The 14,916-nt window shown below is 67.1% G+C and carries 15 protein-coding genes; 5 read left to right on the plus strand and 10 right to left on the minus strand.

Going from position 1 to position 14,916, the window contains the following annotated elements; genetic code table 11:
- The first annotated feature begins 40 nt into the window (after positions 1–40).
- Positions 41–658, plus strand: a complete 618-nt coding sequence (locus D3874_RS00360) for a TetR/AcrR family transcriptional regulator (protein ID WP_119775233.1) — start codon at positions 41–43, stop codon at positions 656–658.
- On the opposite strand, the gene D3874_RS00365 is transcribed toward D3874_RS00360, so the two are convergent.
- Together D3874_RS00365 and D3874_RS00370 are read right to left on the minus strand one after the other, a co-directional pair.
- On the minus strand, positions 633–1,121 hold the full coding sequence (locus D3874_RS00365) for a hypothetical protein (RefSeq protein ID WP_119775236.1): 489 nt from the start codon (positions 1,119–1,121) through the stop codon (positions 633–635). The genes D3874_RS00360 and D3874_RS00365 overlap by 26 nt on opposite strands.
- Before the next feature lie 120 nt (positions 1,122–1,241).
- Positions 1,242–3,248, minus strand: coding sequence for a protein meaA (locus tag D3874_RS00370; protein ID WP_119776610.1), 2,007 nt, complete (start codon positions 3,246–3,248; stop codon positions 1,242–1,244).
- 278 nt (positions 3,249–3,526) lie between these two features.
- Here D3874_RS00370 and ccrA point away from each other — a divergent pair, with 278 nt between their 5' ends.
- From ccrA to D3874_RS27770, 3 genes are all read left to right on the plus strand, one after another.
- Positions 3,527–4,825 carry a crotonyl-CoA carboxylase/reductase gene (gene ccrA, locus D3874_RS00375; RefSeq protein WP_119775239.1) on the plus strand — a complete coding sequence of 433 codons (1,299 nt, stop codon included), beginning with the start codon at positions 3,527–3,529 and terminating at the stop codon, positions 4,823–4,825.
- Positions 4,826–4,859: 34 nt separating this feature from the next.
- Positions 4,860–6,551 carry an acyl-CoA dehydrogenase family protein gene (locus tag D3874_RS00380; RefSeq protein ID WP_119775242.1) on the plus strand — a complete coding sequence of 564 codons (1,692 nt, stop codon included), beginning with the start codon at positions 4,860–4,862 and terminating at the stop codon, positions 6,549–6,551.
- Between the two features lie 399 nt (positions 6,552–6,950).
- The gene (locus tag D3874_RS27770) at positions 6,951–7,223 is read left to right on the plus strand and encodes a hypothetical protein (protein WP_147385468.1); all 273 of its coding nucleotides are present in this window, start codon (positions 6,951–6,953) and stop codon (positions 7,221–7,223) included.
- A gap of 39 nt (positions 7,224–7,262) precedes the next feature.
- On the opposite strand, the gene D3874_RS00385 is transcribed toward D3874_RS27770, so the two are convergent.
- From D3874_RS00385 to D3874_RS00400, 4 genes are all read right to left on the minus strand, one after another.
- The gene (locus D3874_RS00385; protein WP_119775245.1) at positions 7,263–7,667 is read right to left on the minus strand and encodes an MAPEG family protein; all 405 of its coding nucleotides are present in this window, start codon (positions 7,665–7,667) and stop codon (positions 7,263–7,265) included.
- 81 nt (positions 7,668–7,748) lie between these two features.
- Positions 7,749–8,408 (minus strand): VOC family protein, encoded by a 660-nt coding sequence (locus D3874_RS00390; RefSeq protein ID WP_119775247.1) that lies wholly within the window; start codon positions 8,406–8,408, stop codon positions 7,749–7,751.
- Entirely contained in the window at positions 8,405–9,742 is a 1,338-nt protein-coding gene (locus tag D3874_RS00395) for an ankyrin repeat domain-containing protein (RefSeq protein WP_119775250.1), read from the minus strand. Before D3874_RS00395 ends, D3874_RS00390 begins: the two co-directional genes overlap by 4 nt.
- A complete protein-coding gene (locus tag D3874_RS00400; protein WP_119775253.1) occupies positions 9,720–10,613 on the minus strand; it encodes an SDR family oxidoreductase in 894 nt (297 codons plus the stop codon). Before D3874_RS00400 ends, D3874_RS00395 begins: the two co-directional genes overlap by 23 nt.
- Before the next feature lie 44 nt (positions 10,614–10,657).
- On the opposite strand from D3874_RS00400, the gene D3874_RS00405 reads away from it, so the two are divergent.
- Positions 10,658–11,398 carry a tetratricopeptide repeat protein gene (locus D3874_RS00405; protein ID WP_119775256.1) on the plus strand — a complete coding sequence of 247 codons (741 nt, stop codon included), beginning with the start codon at positions 10,658–10,660 and terminating at the stop codon, positions 11,396–11,398.
- 154 nt (positions 11,399–11,552) lie between these two features.
- Here the strand turns inward: D3874_RS00405 and D3874_RS00410 are convergent, their stop codons facing one another.
- From D3874_RS00410 to D3874_RS00425, 4 genes are read right to left on the minus strand one after another with little or no spacing between them, the layout of a single operon-like run.
- The gene (locus D3874_RS00410; RefSeq protein ID WP_119775259.1) at positions 11,553–12,470 is read right to left on the minus strand and encodes a bifunctional helix-turn-helix transcriptional regulator/GNAT family N-acetyltransferase; all 918 of its coding nucleotides are present in this window, start codon (positions 12,468–12,470) and stop codon (positions 11,553–11,555) included.
- Positions 12,471–12,518: 48 nt separating this feature from the next.
- Positions 12,519–13,643: a tRNA epoxyqueuosine(34) reductase QueG gene (queG, locus tag D3874_RS00415; RefSeq protein ID WP_119775262.1), complete on the minus strand. Its 1,125-nt coding sequence runs from the start codon at positions 13,641–13,643 to the stop codon at positions 12,519–12,521.
- 8 nt (positions 13,644–13,651) lie between these two features.
- Entirely contained in the window at positions 13,652–14,320 is a 669-nt protein-coding gene (locus D3874_RS00420) for a glutathione S-transferase family protein (protein ID WP_119775265.1), read from the minus strand.
- Between the two features lie 10 nt (positions 14,321–14,330).
- The gene (locus D3874_RS00425; RefSeq protein ID WP_119775268.1) at positions 14,331–14,885 is read right to left on the minus strand and encodes a nucleoside 2-deoxyribosyltransferase; all 555 of its coding nucleotides are present in this window, start codon (positions 14,883–14,885) and stop codon (positions 14,331–14,333) included.
- Between the last annotated feature and the right edge of the window lie 31 nt (positions 14,886–14,916).

A 14,916-nucleotide genomic window follows, 5' to 3' on the forward strand; every position in this document is an offset into this window, starting at 1 on the left:
GGTCAGTCACATCGTCAAGCGGTTTGGTGAGCAGGGCAGCATGGTAAAATCGTCAATGCCGGTACCGGCCGTACCGCCCCAGCGGGCGGCGGACCGGATTCGCGCCATGGCGCGCGAGCTGTTCTATCGCCAGGGCATCCGCGCCGTCGGCGTCGACGAGATCGTCAATCGCGCCGGTGTCACCAAGCCCAGCCTGTATCGCAGCTTCGCCTCCAAGGACGAGTTGGCGGCCGCCTATCTCCAGGACTACGACCGCGAATTCTGGGAGCGTTTCGACGATGCCGTCGCCGCCCGGCCGGGCGACCCGCGGGCGCAGCTTGCGCTTTTTTTCGAAGGTGTGGGGACGCGGGCCGCCTGCCCGGCCTATCGCGGCTGCGGCCTGACCAATGCCGCCGTCGAATATCCCGAACCCGATCACCCCGCCCGCCTGGTGGCCGAGGCCAACAAGCGCGAATTGCGCCGGCGCCTGCGGGAAATGGCGGCGCAGATAGGCGCGCCGTCGCCCGATACCTTGGGCGACGGCCTCCACCTGCTGCTCGAAGGCGCCTATGTCACCGGACAGTTGTTCGGCGACGGCGACGGGCCGGCCGGCGCCCTGGCGGAAGCCGCTGACCGCCTGATCGAGGCCAGCCTTACGCCGCGCGCACCAGGCCGATAACCGACCCCTTGAGGTAGAAGGTTTCCGGTCGTTCGATGAACTGACCGGTGCGACTGCCATCGGTTCCCGGGTACGGGTGATAGGGCTCCATCGCCGTGACCGTGCGCTTGGACGCGTCCTGGTCGAAGATCACGTTCATGTGCGTGCCGCCCAGCAGGGGGTAGGTGAAGACGATGATCACTGGCCGGTCGCCCAGCAGCAGGGGCGAGTTGGCGAACATCGAGGTCGGCGAATAGGCCGACTTCATCATGAAGCGCGCCTCCTTCGCCATGCTGTTCATGAAGGTGTTGTGCGGCATGCCGCCGTCGTCGTCGCAGTATTTGGTGTACTGGACGATCAGGTCCGTCTGGGTCAATTGCGGCCGCCCGCCCCCCAGCGCCTTCAACCACCAGGACGTGCTGGCGGCCCAGCACGCCATGTTGTCGAACTGACCGACAGGCTTGGTGTCTTTCCAATTGGCCACGATTTCCCCCCGAACGCATTGCGCCGACGATCAGGACACCACGAAACGCGGCAGGGGAAAATGACCGTCGTCACAAGTAGCCCTCTCCGCCTCCCAGGAGGAGAGGGCTTGCGGTGTGCGTCAGGCGGCGATCGGCAGGGTGTCGATCAGGTCGACGATGTCGGCCATGATGTCGGTCATCTGGTAGTCCTTGGGGGTATAGACGCGGGCGACGCCCGAGGCCTTCAGCTTGGCCTCGTCTTCCGGCGGGATGATGCCGCCGACCACGACCGGCACGTCGACCAGGCCCACCTCGCGCATCTTCTCCATGACGTCGGCCACCAGGGCGACATGGCTGCCCGAGAGGATCGACAGGCCGATGACATGCACGCCTTCTTCCAGGGCGGCATTGACGATCTGCGCCGGGGTCGAGCGGATGCCCTCGTAGACCACTTCCATGCCGGCATCGCGGGCGCGCACGGCTATCTGCTCGGCACCGTTGGAATGGCCGTCCAGGCCGGGCTTGCCGACCAGGAATTTCAGCCGCCGGCCCAGCTTGGCCGAGACCGCGTCGACCTTGAGGCGCACGGCATCGAGATCGCCCGCCGGCGCCGAGGCCGCCCGGGCGACACCCGTGGGCGCACGATATTCGCCGAAGACCTCGCGCAAGGTGGCCCCCCACTCGCCGGTGGTGACGCCCGCATGGGCGGCGGCGATGGAGGGTTCCATGATGTTGCGGCCTTCGACCGCGGCCCGGCGCAGCTCGGCCAGGGCAGCCTTCACCTTGGCGTCGTCGCGGCTGGCGCGCCAGGCCTTCAGGCTTTCGATCTGGTCATGCTCGGCCTTGTCGTCGACCACCAGGATCGAGCCGGCGTCGCCGCCCGAGAGCGGGCTGGGCGCCGTCTCGATGAACTTGTTCACGCCGACCACGGTCATCTCGCCCGATTCGATGGCGGCGAAACGCTTGGCGTTGCTCTCGACCAGGCGCTGCTTCATGTAGGAGGCTTCGACCGCCGGGATGGCGCCGCCCATGGCCTCGATCCGGGCCAGTTCCTCGCTCGCCTGCGCCTTGAGTTCGGCGACCTTGCGGCCGATCTCGGTCGAGCCGTTGAAGATGTCGCCGAATTCCAGGAGGTCGGTTTCGAAGGCCAGGATCTGCTGGCAGCGCAGCGACCACTGCTGGTCCCACGGGCGCGGCAGGCCCAGCGCCTCGTTCCAGGCCGGCAACTGCACCGAGCGGGCACGGGCATCCTTGGACAGGGTAACCGCCAGCATCTCCAGGAGGATGCGGTAGACGTTGTTCTCCGGCTGCTGCTCGGTCAAGCCAAGGCTGTTCACCTGCACGCCGTAGCGGAAGCGGCGGAAGCGCTCGTCGGTGACGCCGTAGCGATCGAGCGTGATCTCGTCCCACAGTTCGGTGAAGGCGCGCATCTTGCACACTTCCGTGAGGAAGCGGATGCCGGCATTGACGAAGAACGAGATGCGTCCCACCACCTTGGGGAAGTCGGCGGCGGGCACCTGGCCTGCCTGTTTCACCGCGTCGAGCACCGAGGTCGCGGTGGCCAGGGCATAGGCCAGTTCCTGCACCGGCGTGGCACCCGCTTCCTGCAAATGATAGGAGCAGACGTTCATCGGGTTCCACTTGGGCACTTCCTTGTAGGTGAAGGAAATGACGTCGGCGATCAGGCGCATCGAGGGCTGGGGCGGGAAGATGTAGGTCCCGCGCGACAGATATTCCTTGATGATGTCGTTCTGGGTCGTGCCTTGCAGGTCCGAGCGCTTGACCCCCTGCTCCTCGGCCGCGGCGATATAGAGCGCCAGCAGCCAGGCCGCCGTCGCATTGATCGTCATCGAGGTGTTCATGCGGCCCAGCGGGATGCTGTCGAACAGGGTGCGCATGTCGCCCAGGTGGCTGATCGGCACGCCGACCTTGCCCACCTCGCCCCGCGCCAGCACATGGTCGGCGTCATAGCCGGTCTGGGTCGGCAGGTCGAAGGCTACTGACAGTCCTGTTTGTCCGCGCGCCAGGTTTGTGCGATAAAGAGCATTGGACGCGGCAGCCGACGAATGTCCTGAATAGGTGCGGATCAGCCAGGGCTCGTCCCGCGACACTTTGGCCGCCCCGGTTTCGGCTGCTTCACGCTTCATGTCACCCATCGCTGAAATCCCCAGTCTCGCAACTTTGTGGCTCGAAAAGCGCCGTTTCCAAGGTGGACGTTGCTCTTTCGACCCATGTTCAATGCCATATTATTCAATTAGCATGTTGTGCGACGCAAAATAAACTTGCAACTGATCAACGCCCGATCCAAAACTCCGCCCCTATCCGGAGTCTCGGCAGAAGGCAGAAAAACCGAGAGCACAACCGGCAAGCGGGAAGAAAAATCAGCCCGACGACACAACCCGACGGAGCGTGAGGAATTTTAGCGATGGCGGTGAGCACGACGAGCCAGGTCCAGACGACCGCGGACACCCGGCCGATCAAGGATCTGTACGAAGTAGGCGAGATTCCGCCGCTGGGTCATGTCCCCGCGAGCATGTACGCCTGGGTCATCCGGCGCGACCGCCAGGGCCCGCCCGAACAGGCGATGCAGCTTGAAGTGATGCCCACGCCCGAAATCGGCGAAGACGAAGTGCTGCTGTTCGTGATGGCCGCCGGCGTCAATTACAACGGCGTCTGGGCCGGCCTCGGCATCCCCGTGTCGACCTTCGACGTACACAAGAAGAACTACCACATCACCGGCTCCGACGCCTCGGGCATCGTCTGGAAGGTCGGCGCCAAGGTGAAGCGCTGGAAGGTCGGCGACGAGGTCGTGGTTCACTGCAACCAGGATGACGGCGACGACGAGGAATGCAATGGCGGCGACCCGATGTTCTCGCCCAGCCAGCGCATCTACGGCTACGAGACGGCCGACGGCTCCTTCGCCCAGTTCACCGTGATCCAGGCGCGCCAGTTGATGGCCCGCCCGCGCCACCTGACCTGGGAAGAAAGCGCCTGCTACACGCTGACGCTGGCCACCGCCTACCGCATGCTGTTCGGCCATCGCCCGCACATCCTGCGCCCGGGCCACAACGTCCTGGTCTGGGGCGCCTCGGGCGGCCTGGGCTCGATGGCGATCCAGCTCATCTCGATCTCGGGCGCCAATCCGATCGGCATCATTTCCGACGAGTCCAAGCGCGAGTTCGTGATGTCGCTGGGCGCCAAGGGCGTGATCAACCGCAACGACTTCAAGTGTTGGGGGCAGTTGCCCAAGGTCAATTCGCCCGAATATGACGCCTTCATGAAAGAGGCGCGCAAGTTCGGCAAGGCGATCTGGGACATCACCGGCAAGGGCAACGACGTCGACTTCGTCTTCGAGCATCCCGGCGAAGCAACCTTCCCCGTCTCCACCTTCGTGGTGAAGCGCGGCGGCATGGTGGTGTTCTGCGCCGGCACGTCGGGCTTCAACATCACCTTCGACGCGCGCTTCGTGTGGATGCGCCAGAAGCGCATCCAGGGCAGCCACTTCGCCAACCTGATGCAGGCGAGCCAGGCCAACCAGCTCGTCATCGAACGGCGCCTCGACCCGTGCATGTCGGAAGTGTTCTCGTGGGCCGATATTCCCCGTGCGCACACCAAGATGTGGAAGAACCAGCACAAGCCCGGCAACATGGCGGTTCTCGTGTCCGCCAAGTACCCCGGCCTGCGCACGATCGAAGACGCGATCGAGGCCGGCCAGTCGGCCTGACCCGATCCGCTGATACAAGTCTAGGAGCGAGAAGATGAGTTTGGCCGCCACTGCTGCAACCCCTGCCGACATCGTCATCACCGACCTGTTGGGCAAAGGGGCCCAAGCGGTGGAGGCGGCCGATCGTCTTCTCGCCCATGCCAAAAGCGCCGTGCTCGACAAGGTCGCGGTGAACGGCAAGGTCTCTGCCGCCAAGCTCGAAGCCGAACAGTTCGCGGCCCACGGCCTGGCCTGGCTCGCCACCTATGTGGAAAGCCTGCGCCAGCTCCTGCACTGGGCGGAGACGCTGAAGGTCGACGGCAAGCTCAGCCGGCTCGAGACCCTGATCCTCCAGGCGGGCTTTGGCGAATACTGCGCCCAGATCGAGGGCGGCATTCCCATGAGCCAGGGCGAAGTGGTTCGCCCCGCCGACTACGGCCTGACCGACGAGCAGGTCGGCGTCTACCTGGCCGACGCGGGCGTTGCCGCCTTCATCCATGCCGGCAATACCGCGGCCGTGCGGGCCGAAATCGCCGATGGCATCAAGGACGGCCTGGCCTCGGGCTTCGGCGACTTGGGGCTGGACGAGACCATGGCGATGGTGCGCGACAGCTTCCGCCGCTTCGCCGAGGACAAGGTCATCCCCTTCGCCCACGAATGGCACCTGAAGGACGAGTTCATCCCCCTGTCGGTGATCTCGGAACTAGCCGAGCTGGGCGTCTTCGGCCTGACCCTGCCCGAGGAATTCGGCGGCCACGGCCTGGGCAAGACCGCCATGTGCGTGGTGACCGAGGAGCTCTCGCGCGGTTACATCGGCGTCGGGTCCCTGGGCACCCGCGCGGAGATCTTTTGCGAGCTCGTCATGGCCGGCGGCACCCAGGACCAGAAGGAAAAGTGGCTGCCCCTGATCGCCAGCGGCGAATTGCTGCCGACCGCGGTCTTCACCGAACCCAACACCGGTTCCGACCTCGGCTCGCTGCGCACCCGCGCGGTGAAGGACGGCGACGTCTACAAGGTGACCGGCAACAAGACCTGGATCACCCACGCGGCCCGCGCCGACGTCATGACCCTGCTGGCCCGCACCGACACGACCGAGCCGGGTTACAAGGGCCTGTCGATGTTCCTGGCCGAGAAGCAGCGCGGCGACGACGCCAGGCCCTTCCCGACACCGGGCATGACCGGCGGCGAGATCAAGGTGCTGGGCTACCGCGGCATGAAGGAATACGAGATCGGCTTCGACGGTTTCGAGGTGAAGGCGCAAAACCTGCTGGGCCAGCAGGAAGGCCAGGGCTTCAAGCAGTTGATGACCACCTTCGAATCCGCCCGCATCCAGACCGCGGCACGTGCCGTCGGCGTCGCCCAGGCGGCGCTGGAACTGGGCCTGCGCTATGCCCTCGACCGGGTGCAGTTCGGCAAGCCGATCTATGCCTTCCCGCGCGTCTTCGGCAAGCTGGCCTGGGCCGCGGTCGAAATCATGATCGCCCGCCAGATCACCTTCTTTGCCGCGCGCGAGAAGGATGCCGAGCGGCGCTGCGACCTGGAAGCCGGCATGGCCAAGCTCTTGGCGGCCCGCGTCGCCTGGGCGACCGCCGACAACGCCCTGCAGATCCATGGCGGCAATGGTTACGCCGAGGAATACCCGATCAGCCGCGTGCTGTGCGATGCCCGCATCCTGAACGTCTTCGAGGGTGCCGCCGAAATCCAGGCCAACGTCATCGCCCGCCGCCTGCTGGAAGGCGGCAACTGACCAAATCTCCCTCTCCGACGCCACACGACGGAGTGGGAAATTCTACATCGTCATCCCGGCGCAGGCCGGGATCCATTCTGGGGCAACGCGCGACGTCGCAATGGATCCCGGCCTGCGCCGGGATGACGGATGTGGGGCCTTGGTAGCCCTCTCCGCCCTTCAGGGGGGAGAGGGTTGGGTGAGGTGGGTCGACGGCGCAGGGCGCGCTCTTCCCAACCACCACCTCACCCTTCCCATCGCTGACGCGATGGGCCCCTTCCCTCTCCCCCGCAAGCGGCGGAGAGGGAGAACGACGGCGAAGCTGCTGACGCTCGGCCGACCGCAGGGGCCCACCACGTCCTTTCCGGGCGACGTGATCATCGATACACTGCAAGGACGCACCGTGACGGGATCATCGACATGTTCCTTGCGCTTGCCGCAATCCTCGCCGCGCTTGCCATAGCGCCGGCGGTCGAGATTGCGAAAGCGCTTCGCTGGCGCGATTGGCCCCGTGCCCGGCGATGGACGCTGTACGGTACCCCCCTCGTTGCCGGGGCACTCGTCGCCGCATGGTTCGGCATTCACGATCCGGTATCGCCACATCACAATAATGGCTTTGGGCCGGAGTGGTCCTGCCATGACCCGGGTACGGGGGAGCCGGTCTGCATCAAGCAGACACCGGCCGCGCCGTAAGTCACCCTTCCCGTCGCATGGCGGGAAGGGTGTTGTCACTCAAACCGGTGCGACGGTCGCCAGGGCCATGCCGGCCTTGATGAACATCCAGATCACCACGGCCGCGCCGCCCAGCCACACCAGGGTGCGCAAGGGGGCGATGCCGGCGAGATAGATCACGGTGTAGACCAGGCGAATGGCGATGAAGATCATCGCCCACTGGTCGAGCCAGGCCCGGTCGATACCGGCGATCAGGCACAGGATGACGGCGGCGGCAAAGCCCGGCAGGGCTTCGAAGTGGTTGTTCTGCGCCCAGTAGGCGCGCAGCCGCCAGCCGGTCTGGGTCGCCGCCCAGTCGCGCGGCCTGGCATTGTCATAGGAACCGACGGACGAGAATTTAGACAGGCCCATGGTCACCGGCGGCAACAGCACGGCGATCAGGATACAGAGTACGGCGATAGACATTTGGGTTAGCCCCCTCGTTGTTTTTTGCGCAACGAGTGACAAATAGCAGGCCGGCCGCAGCCGGCAAGAGGCATCGAGGGCTCACAGGCCGAATGTCCGCCCGGGCAAGGTGCCCACCGTCTCGAGCGTGAACGAGCCCTTGGGGCCGCGTAGCGTCGCGGAAAGCTGGGGTTCGCCGGCCGTCACCACCACCTCGATGCCCAGCGCGCCGAGCAGCCGTCTCACATCGTCGGATTTCGGGCTGCGCAGGGAAAACGACACCAGCGAGAGCCCGGCCGGCGCCACCAGGGAGGGATGGGGCGAGCCCTGCCAGTCGATCAGGAAAGGCACCAGCACACCGAACGGATGCCCGCCGATTCCCAGGATCGACCAGGTGAGGCGCACCCCGTCGGGCCGTGTCCGTTCCATGGCGACCGCGCCGGGGCTGGCCAGGCCCAGGGCGGGCAGGCGTGTGGCACGGTCCGGCAGGTCGGTGCCGGTCGCGGCCCAACCGATCAGGCCGGGCCGGTCATAGGCCTCGATCAGCCCGCCCAGGGTTCCGGCCCTGTCCTGCGCCGGGTCCGGTGCCAGGATTTCGAGATACAGCCCCGGTCCCAGGGCGGCCAGGGCGTTGCGCGTGCCAAAGCCCGGATGGCGGCCGCCGACCGCAGCCCGAACCCCGGACAGGGCCTCGAGCGCGTCGATGCCGGCGCCAAGATCGCCCGCAGCCCAGATCAGATGGTCCAAGCGGTCGGCTCTCATGGTTGTCCTCCACGCCAGCGTTTGAAGCGGCCGATCAGCATCAGGTCGTTCTGCATGACCGCGACATCGAGCGGCGAACGGCCGGTCAGGCGCCCGGGCCGGCGCGGATCGGCCCCGGCCGTCACCAGCATCAAGGCGATCTCGCGCGCACCGAAATTCACCGCCCGCATCAGGGCCGTATCGAAGGGCAGCCCGGATTCGGCGTCGAGGTCGACGCCGGGCACCTTGAGCAATTGCTCGACGGCCTTGATCCGGCCGGTTGCCGCCGCCCGGATCAAGGCGCTATCGCTGCCCTCGTAGCGCCGCCCCTCCAGATAGGTCACGGCGAAACACAGCCGCCCGTTGACATCGGCGCCGTCAGCGATCGCCGCCGCGATGCCCGCCGCGCTGTCGTCCCACACCGCCTTGAACAGGGCCCTGGTGGCCAGCCCCCTTGCCACGCGCGCGGCCGAGCCGTGGAGGCCTTCGGCCTTCAGTTGCGCCACCTCGCCCTCGGCCCCCCAGGCCATCAGCAGGTCGATCAGCGCCTCGTTGCCGAAGGCTACGCGGCCGGCCGCCAGCAGCGCATGCTCGCCCCCCTCGCCCGCCGCCATCACCGGCACTTCGAAGACCAGCAGGCGGCGCACCGCATCGATCGCGCCGGCCCCGGCCGCGGCGCACAGGGCCTTGCCGCCCAGGACGGACAGATCGGCACCAGCCCGGATCAGCGGCTCGAAGGCACTGGGCCGGTTACCCCTGGCCGCCGCGATGAACAGATTGTCGAGGCTGGCCAGGTCGAGCGTTTCGAGGTCCGGTGGCAGGTCCATCGGCTTCAGCCGGTCGGCGATCGCGTGCTGGCCGGCCCTGGCGGCGCGGCCGGCGGCGGTGAAACCTTGCGGATCGCGGAGATGGCGATCGGCGCGGGCATCCAGCAGATGATCGAGCGCCATCGACTGGCCGTTCACCGCGGCATGGAACAGCGGCGGCCAACCCAGGGCATCCGGGGCATTGGGATCGCAATCGCCCAGGGCCCGCAACACGGCGATGGAACCCTGCGCGGCTGCGGCGCCGTAGACTTCGGCCTCCATCTCCGCGAAGGGGGCGCCACGGGCGATCAGCTTCTGCATCAGGTTGCCGCGGTTGGTCCGTGCCGCCGCCAGCAGGGCGTGATCGAGGCGGTCGCCCATGGCCACGCCGGCATCGATCAATTTCAGCGCCTGCTCGTCGAAGCCGTTGACGACCCGGGCGATCACCTCGCCCGTGGTGCCGGGCACCGCATCCTCGATCGCCTGACGGCGCTGGGCGGCCAGCGCCTGTTGGCGCTCGGCGATATCAAAGGGAACCGGGGTCGCCATCGCCTGCCTCCCGGGCCAGGATCGCGGCCAGCCCCTCGCGATAGGTCGGGTAGGCCAAGCGCACGCCCAGTTCCCGGTGCAGGCGCTGGTTGGAGACGCGCTTGGACTCGGTCCAGAAGCTGCGCCCCATCGGGCTCAGTTCCGCGGCCTCGAAGGGCACGCGGGGCGGCGGATCCATGCCGATCAGCGCGGCCGCATATTCGATCACTTCCCACGGCGGTGCCGGCTCGTCGTCGCAGACATTGTAGGCACGGCCCGGCGCCGGCCGATCGATCGAGGCTTCCAGCACGGCGGCGATATCGTCGACATGGATGCGGCTGAAGATCTGGCCGGGCTTGACCACGCAGCGGGCGGTACCGGCGCGCAGCCCGACCATCGGGTTGCGCCCCGGGCCGTAGATCCCCGCCAGGCGGAACAGGTGCTCCGGCAGGCCGGTGCCTGCCCAGGCCGCCTCGGCCGCGACACGGCGCGCGCCCCGATCCGTGCCGGGATCGAGCGGCGAGTCCTCGTCGACCCAATTCCCGCCACGATCGCCGTATACGCCGGTGGTCGAAAGATAGCCGGCCCATTCGATGCCGCCGAGCAGCAACAGGTCATCCCCATGCAGATCGATCACCGGATCGCCGCCGCCATCGGGCGGCACCGAGGACAGAATATGGCTCGCCCCCGCCAGCGCCCCGGCAAAATCGGCCAGCGGCCGGCCCCGGTCGAAAAGGTGGACATCGAAGCCTCGGGCCTGCAAGGCCGGCACCTTGTCGGGCGTGCGCACCGTGCCGGCGATGGCAAAGCCGCGCGCGCGCAACCGGCCGGCCAGGGCCAGCGCACTGTAGCCGAGGCCGAAGCAGAACAGACGGGGGCCGTTGGATTTCATGCGCGGTCTTGCATCAGGCGAAGCGACGAAGGACTGTAGGCGCCATGCAGCCACTGAAACAAGTAACGCGCGCCGCCGCCGTGCTGGCCCTGATGCTGGCGGCCACGCCCGCCCTGGCCATGACCTACAGCGAATGCGTCGCCATGATCGACAAGGCGCCGGGCGATGCCTATTCCGCCGCCCTGGCCTGGACCAAGACCACGGACGATCCCGCGGCCCAGCATTGCACGGTGCTGGCCGAGGTGGCGCTGAAGCGTTACGGCGCCGCGGCCGACCGCCTCAACCGCCTGATCGACCAGATCGGGGACCAGCATGAGTCGGCGGCGCTGCTGGGCCAGCTCGGCAATGTGCGGATGCTGGACGGCAAGCCGGACCTGGCCGTCCGGGCCTTCGACCGGGCCTTGAGCGTGACGCCCAACGATGCCCAGTTGCTGGCCGACCGCGCCCGCGCCCACGCCGCCCTGCGCCACTGGCCGCAGGCGGTGCGCGACCTCGATGCCGCAACCCAGATCGAGAACGACGACCCCGAGCTGATGCTGCTGTTCGCCACCGCCCTGCGCGAGCTGGGCAAGCTGCCGGAAGCCCGGACCGCGGCCGACAAGGCCCTGGCGCTCGCCCCCAAGGATCCCGCCATCCTGCTGGAACGCGGCCGCATCCGCCTGCTCGCCGGCGACCGCGACGGCGCCAAGGCCGACTGGCAGGCGGCCCTGGCCGTCGCCCCCAAGGGCGATATCCGCGATGCGATCGCCGCCAGCCTCAAGACGCTCGAGACCAGGACGAAATAGGGGCCGCTCTCCACTTTCGTCATCCCGGACTTGATCCGGGATCCATCGTGACATGAGGCCCTGTGCACCAGGACCAAGTGCTCGCGCGGTATCGGCATGGATCCCGGATCAAGTCCGGGATGACGCCAGGGGTGGGGAACGGCGGTGTCCAATGTCACAAATCCAGTTCCCAGGTCTGGCCGACCAGATCCTGGCCGAAGCTGCGGTGGTGTTCGGTCTCGGTCAGGCGGAAGCCGGCGTCGACGTAAAGCTTGCGGGCGGCGTGGAGGATGTCGTTGGTCCATAGCCTGACCCGGGCGTAACCGGCATCGCGGGCAAACGCCAAGCATTCGGCGACCAGGGTGCGGCCCAGGCCGTGGCCGCGGGCGGCGGGATCGACCAGCAGCATGCGCAGCTTGGCGACCGCATCGCTGTCTTTGACCAGAAAGATGCAGCCGACGCGCTCGCCGGCCAATTCGGCGATCCAGCAGCGTTCTTTCACGGGGTCGAATTGCTGGATGAAGCGCGCGGCAATCTCGGCCACGAAAGCCTCGAAGGTTTCGTCCCAGCCGTATTCCTGGGCATAGAGCGCCCCATGGCGACCGATGACCCAGCCCATGTCGCCCGGCCGATGCGGACGCAGGGTCATCACCGGGCGGCGCGCGGCCCCCGGCGGCGCCAGCAATTGCTGGATCGACACCATCGCCTGCACCAACCTTGCCTGGTCCTGTGGCGCCAGGGGCTGTAGCAGGTCGGCGGCGGCCTGCTGGGACCGCCGGTCGAGCGCGGCGAATGCCGCCTGCCCCTCCCCGGTCAGCACCACATGCGCGCGCCGGCGATCGGCCGGCGCGGGCTCGCGCCGGATCAGGCCGCGCCGCTCGAACTGTTTCAGCATGCGGCTGAGATAGCCGGCATCGATATTCAGGCGCTCTTTCAGATCGACGGCACTGATCTCGCCGCCTTGCGCCAGTTCGTAGAGGACGCGCGCCTCGGTCAGGGAAAAATCGCTGCCCAGCAAGCTTTCGCCCAGGATGCCGCCGGCACGGGTGTAGAAGCGATTGAAGCGCCGAACCTCGCCGGCCAGATCGGTCATGAACGACTCCTCATTGATTGCTGAATTCAACCAAATTAGTTGATTTTGTCAATCAATAGGGCGATGCCATTCCTCGCGAACCTCCCCATCAAGCTCGGCCGACAATCGCTGATCGGCGGCGGCAAGAGGATCGGGCGACAGGCGGCGATAGGCCCACACAGCCATGCCGCGCACCAGGGGGCTTTCGTCGTCGAGCAGGCGCTCGACCGCCGGCAACAGCGACACGTTGCCCGAATTGCCGATGGCGATCGCCACGTTGCGCAGGAAGCGGTCGCGGCCGATGCGCTTGATCGGCGTGCCGGCGAAGCGGGTGCGGAAGGCGGCATCGTCCAGGGTGGCGAGGTCGGCCAGGGCCGGTGCGGTCAGGTCCAGGCGCTCGGCCAGCTTAGTATCGTGGCTGGCTTGCGCCCATTTGTTCCAGGGGCACACCGCTAGGCAATCGTCGCAGCCGTAGATGCGGTTGCCCATCGCGACGCGGAATTCGGGCGGGATCACGCCGCCGTATTCGATGCTGAGATAGGCAAGGCACCGCCTGGCATCCAGGCGATAGGGGGCGGGAAAGGCATTGGTCGGGCAGATGTCGAGGCAGCGGCGGCAGGTGCCACAATGATCTTCCTCGGACCGGTCGGCCGGCAGGGGCGCGGTGGTGAACAGGGCACCCAGGAACAGCCACGAGCCGAACTCCCGGCTGACCAGGTTGGTGTGCTTGCCCTGCCAGCCCAGGCCTGCCGCCTGGGCCAAGGGTTTTTCCATCACCGGCGCGGTATCGACGAAGACCTTCACGTCGCAATGCAGGCGGCTGGCGGTCCATTGCGCCAGCATCTTCAGCCGCCCCTTCATGACGTCGTGATAGTCCTTCATCCGGGCATAGGCGGCGATCAGGCCACGGTCGCGCGCCTCCAGCAGCGCCAGGGAATCGGATTCCGGGCCGTAGTTCTGGGCAACCATCACGATCGCGCGGGTCTGTGCCCACAGCACGCGGGGGTCGGCCCGCCGTGCCGCGGTCTCGGCGAGCCAGGCCATCTCGCCCTGGTGCCCCTCGGCCAGCCAGCGGTGCAGGTCGCCGTCGCGCCCGGTTCGCGCCAGGGCATCGGGCGTGGTCACGCCGATACGGTCGAAGCCCAGCCGGCGCGCCTCGGCCTCGAGGGCGTCGCGCGGGGACTTGGGCGTCATCGGCGTGGTCAGAAATCGAGGTCGGCGTAGTGCGGCGGGGGCGGCATGCCGGCGACATGGTCGGCCAGCAGCGGCCGGAAACTGGGCCGCGACTTCACCCGCACATACCAGTCCTTGGCACGGGGATGGGCGTCCCAGGGGACGTCGCCCAGATAGTCGACGCAAGAGATGTGCGAAGCCGCCGTGATGTCGGCCAGGCCGAATTCGTCGCCCCCCAGCCAGCGCCGCCGCTCGGCCAGGTGGGCGATATAGTCGAGGTGATAGTTGATGTTTTGCTTGCCCAGCCGGATCGCCCCGGAGTCCGGGTTGCCGAGATTGTAGAAGCGCCGGTTCACCTTCTCGAACACCAGGTTCAAGGTCACCTCGACATAGAACTTGCCGTCGAACCAGGCTGCTAGCCGCCGCGTCTCGGCCCGGCTGGCGGGATCGAAGCCCAGCATGCGGCGATCGGGATAGATCTCGTCCAGATATTCGACGATCGCCCAACTGTCGACGATAGTCAGGCCGTTGGCATCGACCAGCACCGGCACCTGGCCCGCCGGATTCAGTGCCAGATATTCCGGCCGGCGTTCCCAGACCCGTTCGACCTTGAGGTCGAAATCGAGGCCCTTTTCCTTGAGCACAAGGCGGACCTTCCGCGAGAAGGGCGACAGAGGCAGATGATAGACGACGCGCATGGCGGCGACTTTAGGGGCCGGCTTTCTGCGCGACAAGTGTCGTTAGCACGGGCGTCAAGCAGTTCAGGCAGATAATGAAGCCGGCCAGGTCCGTAAAGGCTGCCGCCTGCTCAACCACCGGTCGCCCCTGCTCGATCAGGGCGGCATCGATCATCAGATTGTCGCCCAGGCCGAAACGCTCGACTTCCAGCCCGTCGCGATCGTATTTCCCCTGCGTCAACGGGGCGCCGTTCCAGGCGATCACCCGGTCGAAATAGCGGTCGGCCACATTGCGATAGGCGGCGGCCGGCTTGCCCAGGCCTAAGGCAAAGCCCAGTTCCCAGACGGTGCCGGCATCGGCGCTGGGGCCGCGAAACGGTGTCAGATTGGCGATAATGGCGTCGGCCCGCCGGATCAGGGCGACATTGGCGGCGAAGATCGCCGGCCCGGTCGGCTCGACCGCGCCGTCGAGCGGGAACAGGCCGGTCCAGCCACGTTCGCTGCACAGGCGTTGCTTGGCCCGGCCGAGGTCGAGGGCGTCGGGATGGAAGACTTCCGGGCCGGCGAGATAGATGGTGGGGGCCATTTTCGCGGTTCCGAGGTTCCCCTCCTCACCC

Origin of the sequence: Oleomonas cavernae (assembly GCF_003590945.1) — a bacterium.
GTDB lineage: Bacteria > Pseudomonadota > Alphaproteobacteria > Zavarziniales > Zavarziniaceae > Zavarzinia > Zavarzinia cavernae.

Excerpts from the sequence above, each read along its gene's own strand:
- D3874_RS00360 (WP_119775233.1), top strand. The coding sequence starts at position 41 with ATGGTAAAATCGTCAATGCCGGTACCGGCCGTACCGCCCCAGCGGGCG.
- D3874_RS00370 (WP_119776610.1), bottom strand. The coding sequence starts at position 3,248 with ATGAAGCGTGAAGCAGCCGAAACCGGGGCGGCCAAAGTGTCGCGGGAC.
- ccrA (WP_119775239.1), top strand. The coding sequence starts at position 3,527 with ATGGCGGTGAGCACGACGAGCCAGGTCCAGACGACCGCGGACACCCGG.
- D3874_RS00380 (WP_119775242.1), top strand. The coding sequence starts at position 4,860 with ATGAGTTTGGCCGCCACTGCTGCAACCCCTGCCGACATCGTCATCACC.
- D3874_RS27770 (WP_147385468.1), top strand. The coding sequence starts at position 6,951 with ATGTTCCTTGCGCTTGCCGCAATCCTCGCCGCGCTTGCCATAGCGCCG.
- D3874_RS00385 (WP_119775245.1), bottom strand. The coding sequence starts at position 7,667 with ATGTCTATCGCCGTACTCTGTATCCTGATCGCCGTGCTGTTGCCGCCG.
- D3874_RS00390 (WP_119775247.1), bottom strand. The coding sequence starts at position 8,408 with ATGAGAGCCGACCGCTTGGACCATCTGATCTGGGCTGCGGGCGATCTT.
- D3874_RS00395 (WP_119775250.1), bottom strand. The coding sequence starts at position 9,742 with ATGGCGACCCCGGTTCCCTTTGATATCGCCGAGCGCCAACAGGCGCTG.
- D3874_RS00400 (WP_119775253.1), bottom strand. The coding sequence starts at position 10,613 with ATGAAATCCAACGGCCCCCGTCTGTTCTGCTTCGGCCTCGGCTACAGT.
- D3874_RS00405 (WP_119775256.1), top strand. The coding sequence starts at position 10,658 with ATGCAGCCACTGAAACAAGTAACGCGCGCCGCCGCCGTGCTGGCCCTG.
- D3874_RS00410 (WP_119775259.1), bottom strand. The coding sequence starts at position 12,470 with ATGACCGATCTGGCCGGCGAGGTTCGGCGCTTCAATCGCTTCTACACC.
- queG (WP_119775262.1), bottom strand. The coding sequence starts at position 13,643 with ATGACGCCCAAGTCCCCGCGCGACGCCCTCGAGGCCGAGGCGCGCCGG.
- D3874_RS00420 (WP_119775265.1), bottom strand. The coding sequence starts at position 14,320 with ATGCGCGTCGTCTATCATCTGCCTCTGTCGCCCTTCTCGCGGAAGGTC.
- D3874_RS00425 (WP_119775268.1), bottom strand. The coding sequence starts at position 14,885 with ATGGCCCCCACCATCTATCTCGCCGGCCCGGAAGTCTTCCATCCCGAC.